The organism is Bradyrhizobium sp. 153 (assembly GCF_023073835.1).
GTDB lineage: Bacteria > Pseudomonadota > Alphaproteobacteria > Rhizobiales > Xanthobacteraceae > Bradyrhizobium.
In genome coordinates this window covers 143,240-155,445 of record NZ_JADPKH010000074.1, presented here as the reverse complement: position 1 = coordinate 155,445, position 12,206 = coordinate 143,240, and the positions used below count along the sequence as shown (strand labels likewise).

Here is a 12,206-nt window from a genome sequence, read left to right as displayed (position 1 = left end):
GCAGCCGATCGAATTTGCATGGGACGAGCGCCGACGGGCTGTGCGGGGAGATCAGCGGCCGATCTGCCGCTCGAGCCGCCGTACCGCGCGAAAATCATCGAGATGATGGATGTTCGGCGCAAGCGCGGCCTCCTTGGACAGGAGGTGATAGACCCGCGCCACCGTGCGCTGCTTTCGCTTCGGCCGCCCGGGCGGCAACGCCCGCGCCTTACGGACGGCGGCAATCGCGTGCTCGCGAAAATAATCGTAGGCATCAGACATGGCGATGCTCTGCGGCTAGTTGCAGGCGTCGTGGGTAACGGGCGCAGGGAGCGGTGGTTCCTCATAACAGGCAGGGTTGATGCGGTCCCACGCACTGCTTCCCCAGCGTCGTCCTGGCGAAAGCCAAGCTTTCGCCAGGATGACAACGGCGGATATGGCGGCTGGTTACGTCACCGCGGCGACAGGAACGGAATAATCATCGGCACGCGGCGGCAATAGGCGCCATAGGCGTCTTCGCCCAGTTCCTTCGACAGGAACACCTCTTCCATCCGGCCCTTCTGCCACATGCCGAGCGAGATCAGGATGGCGCCGAGGATTGCGGTGACGGTGCCGACCGCGATGCCGGTCGCCAGCATGCCCGCGATCAGGCCGGTGTAGATCGGGTGGCGCACGATGCCGTAGGGGCCGGTGTCGACGACGCGATGATCTTCCTTATGGGTGATGGTGTTGGACCAGAACTTGCCGAGATGCAGCCGCCCCCACCAGGTGAAGGAGATGCCGGCGAGCACGATCAGGGCCGTGATGTAGACGCCGGTGTTGCTGAACACCCAGAGCGGCTTCTCGTTCAGCACTTCGGCCGTCCAGGGCGTGAACAGGATGCCGCCGACCAGGATCGGGATCCGATAGCGGCCGGATTCCAGCGTCATCACCTGCTTCTGGGTGCGGCCCTGCCAGAACGAGGCGCCGACCCAGCTTACGAGCCAGGCGAGCCAGATCAGGGCGAGCAGTTGCGTCGGCCAGGTCGTGGTCCAACCACCCCAGGCGACAGAGAGAAGCTTGCTGAAATCGAAGGACATGAAGGTTCTTTGCGTTGGGCCGAGAGCTCAGCTCGCGCGCGAGGAGAGCGCGTGATGCTCGAGCGAGCCGGAGGCCGACTGACCGTTGCGGGCGAGAAGATGGGTGATGGTTTCGCGCAGCACAGGCTCGATCGGACGCGGCGAATAGCCGAGTTCGGTGCGCGCCTTGCCGATCGAGAGGTCGCTCGCGGCCAGCGCAATGCGCACGCCCTCGGCAGTGCCGTTGGGCGGCCGGCGCGTGATGCGATCGGCGATGTATTCGAGCATGATCGCGGAGAGCTCGGCGATCCTGCCGGGCACGATGATTGGAAACTGCCGTCGGCCGCTCATCGCCGACATCATCCGCAGGATGTTGCCGAGCGGGACGCAGTCGCCGCCCAGAATGTAGCGCTGGCCAACCCGGCCGCGTTCCATGCTCAGCACGAGGCCCATGGCGACGTCGCGGACGTCGACGAGGTTGACCAGGAAGTTGAGATGCGGCTGCACCTTCTTCTGGAGGAAGTACCACAGCATCGCCGTCGGCGGCGTCAGATTGTGGTCGGCGGCACCGATCGGCATGGTCGGCGTGCCGATCACGAGCGGAAAGCCACTTGCTGCGGCCTTTGCGGCGCAATGCTCGGCGAGCGACTTCGAGCGCGTATAGGCGCCGGGCATCGCTTCGGCAGGCTGCAGAGCCTCTTCGGCGGGAACACCGTTGAGGTCGGAATAGGGGAACAGGATCGATTCGGTCGAGCAGTGCAGGAAGCGCGACACGCTGCGCTTCATCGCGGCCGCGAGCACGATTTCTGTGCCGCGGCAATTGACCTCATGAAAGTCCTGCTTGTTGGCGACCCACATGCCGGGAAGGCCGGCGAGGTGATAGACCTGATCGACGCCGGTCAGCGCGGCATCGACCGCATCGCGGTCGAGCACCGAGCCATGGGCATATTCAACGTCCGCGTGCGCCGCGGCCGTCGGCCGGACATCGAGGACACGCACCTGCTGCCCGCGGGCGCGGAGCGCTTCTACGAGATGATGTCCGATGAAGCCGCTGCCACCGGTAACCAGTACGAGAGCCATGAAGACGGTTTGCTGTTTCGCTTCTGGAAGTTATCGGGTCGAAAGGGAATTGGCCGGAAGAGGCGCCAGAATCGCGGCAAGGTCGCGACGGAAGCCCAATGCAATGAATAATTTCGCCATGACAAACATCGGTCCAAGCAGGAAATGCGTGGGGTGATCGACCATCGACGGCTGCCGTTCCTCGAAAACCTTGTGACCGACAATCTGCGCTGCGACGCCAATGCCGATCAGCACGGCAAAAATCGACCACATCATGGCGACCGAGACCTGATTGCCGATTGCGGTTGCGACTGAAAGCAGCACGATCATCGAGACCAGGATGGCGAACCCGATCCCGGCGTCCAGCATCAGCCAGTAGACCAGCACGGGCAGCGCCATGATCACCGCCAAGCTGACCTCGATCCCGAAGACGGAGACATGCACGAGGGTCAGCGGCAGCACGGCGCCGGTGAACAGCAGCAGGATGCCGACCACGTGCATCGCGCAGTTCCAGGGATCGCGATGATATTCGACGTAGTCGGCCAGTTGGCGTTGAAAATAGCCAGCCATCTCGCTCTCGTTCAGCACAGGGTCGGGGAAGGACGAAAAAAGCCTATAGCACCTGACCGGGCGGTGCACAAACCGGCCCTATTGTCGCGCGAAACCGTGCTGTTGCGCTGTGAGACAGGTCACAAAATGGTCAAAACTTCAAAGGGTTCCGTCGGACGCTGGGATGCACGCGCTCAGCGCTTCTTGGCGGGCTTTTTCGCCGCAGGCGCAGGTGCCGCAGCAGGGTGCGCAGGCTCTTCCGGCAACTTGGCATAGGTCAGGATCTGCAACTGGCCGTTGACGGCGGACGTCGGCTTGGCCCGGTCGAGAAACTGCTCTTCGCCGAGGCCGATCGGATGCAGCCGTTTGGTCGAGATCTTGAACGTGTTCACCAGCACGTCGCGGATCGCATCTGCCCGGCGCTGGCTCAGGATCGCGTTGGCCTCGCGCGTCTTCGAATTGGACTCGACATGGCCGACGATCAGGAACGTGTAGGGGAGCAGCGAGGAATGCACCAATGCGTCCGCGATGCGGCCCACCGTCTGGTAAGACGCCGGCTGGATGATCGGCGTGTCGGCGTCGAACTGAATCTGTGCGTTGAAGGCGGGCAGCTTGGCAAGATCGGGCGCGATCAACGGCCGGTTCACCGGACCGGGATCATTCTTGATCCTGGCCTTGGCGCGCTCCATCACCTGCTGCTTCAGCGCGGGAAGATCGACCTCGGCGGCTTCCTCGAAATGGTTGAGCTTGCCGACGATGTCGTCGCGGGTCGGTGCCGCCGTCTGCGCGCCGGCCGCGCTCGCGAGCAGGACGAAACTCAGCGCGATGCCTAGTCCGGCGGTGGAGAGCCCCTTCGCGCGCATCAGCGATACCCCGCGTCGTCGATGGCCTTCAGACAATTGTTGCTGATGCCCTTGGGGGTCGAGACCAGGCAGGGGATCGACTTGCTGGTCTCCCTGGTCGAGCCGCCGCAGACCTTGACGATCTCGCGCTGGCAGGCGTTCGCCACCGTGACGCGCGCCGAAACGCGTTTCTGGATGGCGTCGAAGACGCCGAGATAGTCGCTCTGGCACTGCGGCGACAGCACGTCGCGGTTGCGCGACAGGCACTCCTTCAGGCGGGTCGAGTCCGGATTGACGCCGCGGCAATTGGCGACGATTTCCGCGCCGCAACTCGCCGCCAGCTTGCCGATCGCATCGCCAAAGCTCATGGTCTCCGCCGCTGCGAGCGGCGGCATTCCCAATGCAAGCACGATCAATGTGATGGAGCCCCGGACCATGGGCTTCATCTGATACGGGGAAGTTCGTGATGGTCAAGGGGCGAGCGGAAGAAACGCGGCGGCGTAACACCGCTGCAACAGGGACGGGCGCTCACGCCCGCTGCACAAAGCTGTCCACGACCTTCTTCTCGCCGGCCTTGTCGAAGGCGATCGTGAGCTTGTTGCCGTCGATCTTGGTGACGCGGCCGTAGCCGAATTTCTGGTGGAAGACGCGGTCTTCCAGCGAGAATTCGGACGTCGTGCCGGTGGATTTGGCGACCAGCTCGCCCTCGATGGTCAGGGGCCCGCGGCGGCGCGAGGAGAAGCTGCCGAAATCGGGCGAGGAGGAAGACGAGAACGAGGCGGTCTCTTCCTCGAAACCGCCGCGGCCACCGCCATTGCGACCTTGACCGCCGCGGTTGCGGTTGGCCTGCGCCCGCTGCCAGCCCGGCGTCGAATAGCTGGAGCCGAACGCCTCCATGTCGTCGAAGCGCGAGGCGCCATAGCCGCCGGTGCCGCCCCAGGCCGAGCCGCCCTTGGATTCTGTAATCTCGACATTGGCCGCCGGCAGTTCGTCGAGGAAGCGCGACGGGATCGTGGTCGACCAGGTGCCATGGATGCGCCGGTTGGTTGCAAAATAGATCATGGCACGGCGGCGGGCGCGGGTCAGGCCGACATGGCCGAGCCGGCGTTCTTCCTCGAGGCCGGCGCGGCCCTGTTCGTCCAGCGTGCGCTGGCTCGGGAACAGGCCTTCCTCCCAGCCCGGCAGGAAGACGTTGTCAAATTCGAGCCCTTTGGCCGAATGCAGCGTCATCAGCGACACGGCGTCGTCCTCGGCGCCGCCGTCGCGGTCCATCACCAGCGAGATATGCTCGAGGAATCCTTGCAGGTTCTCGAACTCCTCCATCGAGCGCACCAGCTCTTTCAGGTTCTCCAGCCGGCCCGCGGCATCGGCCGAACGGTCCTTCTGCCACATCTCGGTGTAGCCGCTCTCGTCGAGCACGATCTGGGCAAGATCCGTATGCGCGGTGACCTCGCGCTGGGTGCGCCAGCGGTCGAACTGCGTGATGAGATCACGAAGCGAGCCGCGCGCCTTCGGCTTCAGCTCGTCGGTCTCGACCACCGCGCGGGCCGCTTCGAACAGCGGGATGCGGCGCTTGCGGGCGTGATCGTGCAGCATCTGCACGGTGGCATCGCCAAGGCCGCGCTTGGGCGTATTGACGATGCGCTCGAAGGCGAGATCGTCGGCCGGCGAATTGATGACGCGCAAGTAAGCCAGCGCGTCGCGGATTTCGGCGCGCTCGTAGAAGCGCGGCCCGCCGATGACGCGATAGGGCAGGCCGAGCGTGACGAAGCGGTCTTCGAACTCGCGCATCTGGTATGAGGCGCGCACCAGGATTGCGATCTCGTTCAGCTTCTCGCCCTGGCGCTGGAGCTGCTCGATCTCCTCGCCGATGCCGCGCGCTTCCTCTTCGGAATCCCACGAGCCCGTCACCGTGACTTTTTCGCCGTCCTGATCCTCGGTGCGCAGCGTCTTGCCGAGTCGGCCTTCGTTATGCGCGATCAAATGCGAGGCGGCGGCGAGGATGTGGCCGGTCGAGCGGTAGTTGCGCTCGAGGCGGATCACCTTGGCGCCCGGAAAATCGTGCTCGAAGCGCAGGATGTTGTCGACCTCGGCGCCGCGCCAGCCATAGATCGACTGGTCGTCGTCGCCGACGCAGCAGATGTTTTTGGTGGGGCCTGCAGCCGCCACCGTCATTCCGGGATGCGCCGAAGGCGCAGACCCGGAATCTCGAGCTGAGGACTCATCTCCAGATTCCGGGTTCGCGTCTTCGACGCGCCCCGGAATGACGGCTTTGGTTGATGCCGGCGCCTGCGACAGCAGCCGCAGCCACAGATATTGCGCGACGTTGGTGTCTTGGTACTCGTCGACCAGGATGAATTTGAAGCGCTGCTGGTACTGCCGCAGGATGTCCGGATGCTCGCGGAAGATGCGGATGTTTTCCAAGAGCAGGTCGCCGAAATCGGCGGCGTTCAATATCTTCAGCCGCTCCTGGTAGCTCGCATAGAGCTTGCCGCCTTTGCCGTTGGCAAAGACAGCGGCCTCGCCCGAGGGCACCTGCGACGGCATCAGGCCACGGTTCTTCCAACCGTCGATCAGCCCGGCGAGCATGCGCGCCGGCCAGCGCTTGTCGTCGATGTTCTCGGCTTGCAGGAGCTGCTTGAGCAGCCGGACCTGGTCGTCGACGTCGAGCACGGTGAAGTTCGACTTGAGCTGCGCCAGCTCGGCATGGACGCGCAGGATGCGGCCGCCGATCGAGTGGAAGGTGCCGAGCCACGGCATGCCCTCGACCGCGTGGCCCAGCATTTGGCCGAGCCGGTGCTTCATCTCGCGCGCGGCCTTGTTGGTGAAGGTCACCGACAGGATCTCGGCGGGGCGGGCGCGGCCCTGGCTCAGGATGTGGGCGATGCGCGTGGTCAGGACGCGCGTCTTGCCGGTGCCGGCACCGGCCAGCACCAGAACCGGGCCGTCCAGGGTTTCGACCGCCTCGCGCTGCTCCGGATTGAGCCCGGACAGATATTTCGGACCCACGGAGGCCCGCGCACGCGCGGCAATGCCGCCGGCTGCGGGCTGGTGGTCGGGAACGTTGGTGATCTTGCTCGGCTCGGTCATGCGAATCATTGGCCCCACGATCGCACCGCGGGGTGGTGGAAGGGAGCCTTCTTAACAGGGATTAGTCCCTATATGGGGCGATGGACAGGGTTTTCCACGTGCGCGGCGGGCCGATTCGTTCCTGCGAAGGCAGCGAATTTCGCTCCTGCGTCGGCCGGAACCATCATTCTCGCGTCGAGATTGTCTGGGCAGGCGGCGCGGTCAGCGCCGGACGCAAGACGGACATCAAGACGAGGGTTTGACCATGCTTGGCTGGGTTGTGACGTTTCTGGTTATCGCACTGATCGCGGGTATCCTGGGCTTCGGCGGCATCGCCGGCGCCTCGATCGAGATCGCCAAGATCATCTTCTTCATCGCGGTCGTCCTGTTCCTGGTCTCGGCCGTGGTCGGCTTGGCGCGCGGCCGCAACAGGATATAGCGGCTACCGCTTCGAGGGCATCGCCACGCTGCGGCCGATGCCCACGGGGCGGGGCAGGGTGCTGTGCGCCTTTGTGACCGCGGCGATGCGCGCCTGGATATCGGGCGGAAATGGCGCAACGCGCCGCGCCTTCATGTCCATGTGCAGCGACATGTTCTCGGAAGTTGCCGACAGCCAGCCTTCGCTAGCATGACGCATCTCCTCAAAAGTGTGCAGCCGCTTGTCGTCGGCCTCCAGCAGCCAGACGAAGATCTGCACGGGATCGCCGAGGTGGATCTCGCGCAGATACCGTACATGGCATTCGGCGGTGAAAGTCGAGCCACCTCGCTCCTTCATGTAGGCTGGCCCGATCCCGAGCTCGAGCCAGAGCTGGTCGATCGCGCGGTCGAACATCACATTGTAATAGGCCATGTTGAGATGGCCGTTGTAGTCGATCCATTGCGGCTCGATCTGCATGATCGAGGCGCGGAACGGCTCGGCTTGTGGCGCTGAGGCGGCAGTCTCCGGCATATGTCCTTCCCTAGCCATGTGTCCGGTCCCTTGACTTGACCGATTTTATGTCCTTTGCCACGGTCCTTCTGTCGGGAGGAATTCCGTGGGCACGACCATCACCAATAATCCGCCGCGGCCGGAGCCGAAAGCCCTCACAAGCGCGCTGGAACAGCTTGCCGCACGCTTCGGCAACCGCCTCATCACCTCGCAGGCCGTTCGCGAACAGCACGGCCATACCACGACGTGGATTCCCAACCAGCCGCCTGACGGCGTGGTGATGGCGCAGGAGACCGCCGACATCCAGGACGTGGTGCGGATCTGCGCCAAAAATCGCGTCCCTGTCATTCCCTTTGGCACCGGCACCTCGCTCGAGGGCCAGGTCAACGCACCGGCCGGCGGCATCTCGATCGACCTGCGCGACATGAACAAGGTGCTCGCGGTGCATGCCGAGGACCTCGACTGCGTGATCCAGCCGGGCGTCACCCGCAAGGCGCTCAACGAGCATCTGCGCGACCAGGGCCTGTTCTTCCCGATCGACCCCGGCGCGGATGCTTCGCTCGGCGGCATGGCCTCGACGCGCGCTTCAGGCACCAATGCGGTGCGCTACGGCACCATGCGCGACAGCGTGCTGGCCTTGAAGGTGGTGCGCGGCGACGGCGAGATCATCACGACCGGCACGCGCGCCAAGAAATCATCCGCCGGCTACGACCTCACCCATCTGTTTGTCGGCGCCGAAGGCACGCTCGGCATCATCTCGGAATTGACCATTCGCCTGCGCGGTATCCCCGAGACGATCGCGGCGGGTGCGGTGTCATTCGAAACCGTGCACGGCGCCTGTCAGGCCGTGATCCTGGCGATCCAGACCGGCATTCCCGTGGCGCGCATCGAGTTGCTCAATGCCGCGCAGGTCAAGGCCTGCAATGCCTATTCGAAGCTGACGCTGCCGGAGACGCCGCTCTTGCTGATGGAATTCCACGGCAGCGAAATCGAGGTCGCCGAGCAGTCCAAGGCCTTCGGCGAGATTGCGAAGGAGTGCGGCGGCGGCGAGTTCTCCTGGACCACAAAGCCGGAGGACCGCACCAAACTGTGGCAGGCGCGGCACGATGCCTATTGGTCGGTGAAGGCGCTGCGGCCCGGCGACAGCATCGGCGTCGTCGCGACCGACGTCTGCGTGCCGATCTCGCGCCTCGCCGACTGCGTCAGCGAGACCGAGGAGGATCTCAAGCGGCTCAACCTGCTGTCGCCGATCGTCGGCCATGTCGGCGACGGCAACTTCCATTGCTCACTGGTCTGCGACGTCAACGATCCCGACGAGATGGCGCGCGGCGAGGAGTTCATGCATCGCCTGGTCGAGCGCGCGCAGGCGATGGACGGCACCTGCACCGGCGAGCACGGCATCGGCCAAGGCAAGCAGAAATATCTCAAGGCCGAGCTCGGTCCCGAAGCGCTAGATGCGATGCGGGCGCTGAAAAAGGCGCTCGATCCGCTCAATATTTTCAATCCCGGCAAGATCGTGCCGGAGGCCTAGGGCCCTGCGCAGCCAAGAACCGGGAACTTTTGGCAACGTTGCCGGTTCCATTCCCGCCAAGTTCCGATGCCTCAACGGCAGGGCTTTGCGCGGGAGGGCGTGATGATGCGACCGGTCATTGGAATTGCCGCGGTGGCGTTTGCCTGCATGCTGGCAGGCGCGGCGCTGGCGAAGGGCGGACATGGCGGTGGCCATGGTGGCGGGCACGGAGGCGGGCACGGCGGTGGTCATCATGGTGGCGGCCATTTCCGCGGCCACGGCGGCGGGCACGCGCACGGCGGCGGGCATCATCGCGGGATGCGGTTCGCAACAGGCGCCCGGCGCGGCAGCCCCAATTTCGGTCATATCCGCAACGCGGCGATACGGCCCGCGAACTTCCGCAATGCGCTCAACTCAAGCACATTTCGGAACGGCCGGCTGATCAGCAATCCAGTGGCGCGTGCGCAGATCGCGACCGCGGCCGCACTGGCCGGCTGGAGCGGCGCAAGCAGCGGATGGTGGCAACATGCGGGTGGCGGCTATGGCTGGGTCGGACCGCTGTTCTGGCCGTTCGCCTACAATGATCTCTACGACTACACAATCTGGGGCGACGGTCTCGGCTTCTGGGGCTACGGTTATCCGGACATCTATGCCGGCATTTTCGGCCCCTACGGTTATGATCGGTTGTCGGCCTATCTGCCGCAGCAGCCGCAGGGACGACGGCGGGCGCGCAGCGCGCCGCTCGATCAGCTCTGCGGCAGCGACCGGCGTGCCATCGTCGGTCTGCCGATCGACCAGATTGCGGCGGCGGTGCAGCCGAGCGATGCGCAAGGCGCCGATCTCGATGCGCTCGGCAATGCCTCGATGGACGCTGCAGCGCTGATCCGCACATCCTGTCCGACGCAGGCCGCAGCGACGGCGCCCGGCCGGCTCGCGGCGATGCAGCAGCGTGTCGAAGCCATGCAGAAGGCCGTCGATCTGGTCCAGCCTGCGCTCGACAAGTTCTATGGTTCGCTGACTGACGAGCAGAAGGCGCGCTTCAATGCGCTGGCTGGCGACCAGCGGCGCGCGACCGCATCGAACGATGCGAGTGGATCGTCGGTGCAGAATTGCAGCGCGTCCGCCGCGTTCGATTGGCCTGGCGCCACGATCGAGGAGAGGATTCGTCCGAACGATACCCAGCGCGCGGCCCTCCAGGTGCTCCAGGATACCAGCGCCAAGATCAGTGCATCGCTCAAGGCAGCCTGCGAGCCCAATGACGTGATGACACCGCCGGCACGCATGTCCGCAATCCGCCAGCGCCTCGGCGTGATGCTGGATGGGATCAAGTCGGTGCGCGCAGCGCTCGATGATTTCTACGCCACGCTCAATGACGAGCAGAAGGCGCAGTTCGAGGCCATCGGCCCGCGCCGCATGTCCTGAACGCGACGACGCCGTGCGCCGCATCGTCCGGTACTGTTGCAGTAGATCCGGCTTGCGCTATCGGCGCGAGCCGGATCTCTGTTTGTGCCGGGCCGGCTCAGTATCTGCGGTAATCGCCGCGATAATGATCTCCGCCGCGGCCGCCGCCCATTCCCATGCCGATCCCGATACCGATGCCGATGCCCTGCATCACGGCGCCGGGCGGCGGCCCCGGGGGCGGCGCACGCTCGTAGACGACCTCTTCGGGCGGCGGCCGGCGCTTCGGCGGCGTCTCGACCACCTTGCGCTTCGGCGGCGTGTCGTCGACGCGCTTCTTGATGATGGGCGCGACGCTCGGATTGACCGGCGTTGCAGGCGGCGACGGCGTCGAGCACGGGCAGGTCGGCGCCATTGCGACGGCGATCGGGGCCGGCGCCGCAGCGGCGGCAGCGGCCTGGCCATAATTGCGGTTCTGGACGCGAAGCAGCAGCCTGCGCGCGGTCGCAGCTAAGTCGCTGTTGTCCCAGTTCGCAAGATAAGCTTCGAACGAGGCGCGGGTATTGATCGAGACCGCGCGCTCCCAGGCCAGCATCTGCCGCCGCCGCTCCAGCACCGTGCGCAGGCGCGGCGTCTGAGCGTCCTGTGCGTACAGCTCGATATAGGCCTGATAGGCCGGCACCGTATCCTCACTGATCACGAGCTCATAGGCGACCTTGGCGGGCTTGCCCTGCAAATCCTTGCGCCAGTCCTCGACGCTGCGCGTGGCGCTGGCGAGCGCCATCGAATTTGCGCCCGGAAGGGAAGGCGGCTGGTCGCTGCTCTCGCCGAAGAACTTGAAATCAGTGGTCAACGACGAGCTTTCCCAGGGGATCTGCCGCCCTGCGGTCGATTGCGCCACGGCGACGCGGATGCGCTTGAACACCTCTTCGATCGGCAGATTGGGCTGCTTGGCGATGGTCAGTGCGGCGGTGGTATAGGGGCTGTCGATGCCGTTGCCGTCCTCGGCTTCGGCGCCGGGCGAGGTCGAATAGGAGATGAAGGAGCCGGGCGCGCCGGCCTTGGTGTCGACGATCGCAAGCCCATGACCGGCGCCGCTGAGCGCGGGGAACGGATTGTTGCGGCAGGCGTCGAGCATGAAGATGCGCGCCCGCGTCGGCAGCGCGCCGAGCGTGTTGAGCAGGTCGTTCAGCCGCACGCCCTGGAGCGGAATGTCGGCCTCGCGCTTGGGGTCGAGATCGACCGGCACCAGATAGTTCTCGCCGTCGATTTGCAGGCCATGGCCGGCATAGAACACCAGAGCCACGGTGTCGGCGCCGCTGGCGCTGACCTTGCCGGCGAAATCCGAGATCGCCGCACGCATCTCGCTCTGCGCCAGATTGGCCGCCGTGGTGACGGTGAAGCCGGCATTGCCGAGCAGCTCCGTCATGCCCTTGGCGTCGTTGGCGGCGTTGGGCAGTTCCGGCACGGTGCGATAGGCGGATTGGCCGATCACCAGCGCGAGCCGTGCCTCGGCGGCGGCGCCGGTCGGCATCATCAACTGTGCGAGCGCAAAAAAACCGGATGCTAGAAGCAAATTGGAAAAGACTGGACGGCGCATGGGCGTCACCTCCATCGGCGCGACGATGTCACCTTTTGTACGTTTGCGCCATCACGCCGTCTGTGCGCTGGATCACGCAGCGGGCCGCGGCAAAATGGGGCAGGGGACCTGCCGGGAGGGGAGCATCGTTCGAGCGCAATCCATGTGAATTGCGCATTGATCCATGCGCCAATTAGATCAATCCGTGGCACCCCGCGAAACCCTCGTCCTCACA

At 65.1% G+C, this 12,206-nt stretch carries 12 protein-coding genes; 3 read left to right on the top strand and 9 right to left on the bottom strand.

Annotation, left to right across the window (positions count from 1 at the left end):
- Positions 1 to 51 precede the first annotated feature (51 nt).
- The 7 genes from IVA91_RS17425 to IVA91_RS17395 all read right to left on the bottom strand — a co-directional run bounded on the left by IVA91_RS17425 (position 52) and on the right by IVA91_RS17395 (position 6,586).
- Entirely contained in the window at positions 52 to 261 is a 210-nt protein-coding gene (locus tag IVA91_RS17425) for a hypothetical protein (protein ID WP_247278493.1), read from the bottom strand.
- Between the two features lie 170 nt (positions 262 to 431).
- Complete coding sequence (locus IVA91_RS17420) at positions 432 to 1,058, bottom strand: isoprenylcysteine carboxylmethyltransferase family protein (RefSeq protein WP_247278494.1); 627 nt, start codon at positions 1,056 to 1,058, stop codon at positions 432 to 434.
- A gap of 27 nt (positions 1,059 to 1,085) precedes the next feature.
- Complete coding sequence (locus IVA91_RS17415; protein ID WP_247278495.1) at positions 1,086 to 2,117, bottom strand: NAD-dependent epimerase/dehydratase family protein; 1,032 nt, start codon at positions 2,115 to 2,117, stop codon at positions 1,086 to 1,088.
- Positions 2,118 to 2,147: 30 nt separating this feature from the next.
- Entirely contained in the window at positions 2,148 to 2,666 is a 519-nt protein-coding gene (locus IVA91_RS17410) for an Mpo1-like protein (protein ID WP_247278496.1), read from the bottom strand.
- A 173-nt stretch (positions 2,667 to 2,839) separates the two neighbouring features.
- A complete protein-coding gene (locus IVA91_RS17405) occupies positions 2,840 to 3,508 on the bottom strand; it encodes an OmpA family protein (RefSeq protein WP_247278497.1) in 669 nt (222 codons plus the stop codon).
- Positions 3,508 to 3,924: a hypothetical protein gene (locus IVA91_RS17400; protein ID WP_247278498.1), complete on the bottom strand. Its 417-nt coding sequence runs from the start codon at positions 3,922 to 3,924 to the stop codon at positions 3,508 to 3,510. The genes IVA91_RS17405 and IVA91_RS17400 overlap by 1 nt, the downstream gene beginning before the upstream one ends.
- Before the next feature lie 91 nt (positions 3,925 to 4,015).
- Positions 4,016 to 6,586 (bottom strand): UvrD-helicase domain-containing protein, encoded by a 2,571-nt coding sequence (locus tag IVA91_RS17395; RefSeq protein WP_247278499.1) that lies wholly within the window; start codon positions 6,584 to 6,586, stop codon positions 4,016 to 4,018.
- Between the two features lie 235 nt (positions 6,587 to 6,821).
- Between IVA91_RS17395 and IVA91_RS17390 the strand changes: the two genes are divergently transcribed.
- Positions 6,822 to 6,995 carry a DUF1328 domain-containing protein gene (locus IVA91_RS17390; protein ID WP_008556598.1) on the top strand — a complete coding sequence of 58 codons (174 nt, stop codon included), beginning with the start codon at positions 6,822 to 6,824 and terminating at the stop codon, positions 6,993 to 6,995.
- A 3-nt stretch (positions 6,996 to 6,998) separates the two neighbouring features.
- On the opposite strand, the gene IVA91_RS17385 is transcribed toward IVA91_RS17390, so the two are convergent.
- Complete coding sequence (locus IVA91_RS17385; RefSeq protein ID WP_247278500.1) at positions 6,999 to 7,505, bottom strand: thioesterase family protein; 507 nt, start codon at positions 7,503 to 7,505, stop codon at positions 6,999 to 7,001.
- 85 nt (positions 7,506 to 7,590) lie between these two features.
- Here IVA91_RS17385 and IVA91_RS17380 point away from each other — a divergent pair, with 85 nt between their 5' ends.
- Positions 7,591 to 9,015, top strand: a complete 1,425-nt coding sequence (locus IVA91_RS17380) for an FAD-linked oxidase C-terminal domain-containing protein (RefSeq protein WP_247278501.1) — start codon at positions 7,591 to 7,593, stop codon at positions 9,013 to 9,015.
- A 102-nt stretch (positions 9,016 to 9,117) separates the two neighbouring features.
- The gene (locus tag IVA91_RS17375; protein WP_247278502.1) at positions 9,118 to 10,416 is read left to right on the top strand and encodes a Spy/CpxP family protein refolding chaperone; all 1,299 of its coding nucleotides are present in this window, start codon (positions 9,118 to 9,120) and stop codon (positions 10,414 to 10,416) included.
- A gap of 97 nt (positions 10,417 to 10,513) precedes the next feature.
- Here the strand turns inward: IVA91_RS17375 and IVA91_RS17370 are convergent, their stop codons facing one another.
- Positions 10,514 to 11,992, bottom strand: a complete 1,479-nt coding sequence (locus IVA91_RS17370; RefSeq protein ID WP_247278503.1) for a caspase family protein — start codon at positions 11,990 to 11,992, stop codon at positions 10,514 to 10,516.
- Positions 11,993 to 12,206 lie beyond the last annotated feature (214 nt).

Bases quoted from the DNA above. Each gene is read 5' to 3' on its own strand.
- IVA91_RS17400 (WP_247278498.1), bottom strand. From the start codon at position 3,924: ATGGTCCGGGGCTCCATCACATTGATCGTGCTTGCATTGGGAATGCCG.
- IVA91_RS17425 (WP_247278493.1), bottom strand. From the start codon at position 261: ATGTCTGATGCCTACGATTATTTTCGCGAGCACGCGATTGCCGCCGTC.
- IVA91_RS17410 (WP_247278496.1), bottom strand. From the start codon at position 2,666: ATGGCTGGCTATTTTCAACGCCAACTGGCCGACTACGTCGAATATCAT.
- IVA91_RS17420 (WP_247278494.1), bottom strand. From the start codon at position 1,058: ATGTCCTTCGATTTCAGCAAGCTTCTCTCTGTCGCCTGGGGTGGTTGG.
- IVA91_RS17385 (WP_247278500.1), bottom strand. From the start codon at position 7,505: ATGCCGGAGACTGCCGCCTCAGCGCCACAAGCCGAGCCGTTCCGCGCC.
- IVA91_RS17405 (WP_247278497.1), bottom strand. From the start codon at position 3,508: ATGCGCGCGAAGGGGCTCTCCACCGCCGGACTAGGCATCGCGCTGAGT.
- IVA91_RS17375 (WP_247278502.1), top strand. From the start codon at position 9,118: ATGATGCGACCGGTCATTGGAATTGCCGCGGTGGCGTTTGCCTGCATG.
- IVA91_RS17390 (WP_008556598.1), top strand. From the start codon at position 6,822: ATGCTTGGCTGGGTTGTGACGTTTCTGGTTATCGCACTGATCGCGGGT.
- IVA91_RS17370 (WP_247278503.1), bottom strand. From the start codon at position 11,992: ATGCGCCGTCCAGTCTTTTCCAATTTGCTTCTAGCATCCGGTTTTTTT.
- IVA91_RS17395 (WP_247278499.1), bottom strand. From the start codon at position 6,586: ATGATTCGCATGACCGAGCCGAGCAAGATCACCAACGTTCCCGACCAC.
- IVA91_RS17415 (WP_247278495.1), bottom strand. From the start codon at position 2,117: ATGGCTCTCGTACTGGTTACCGGTGGCAGCGGCTTCATCGGACATCAT.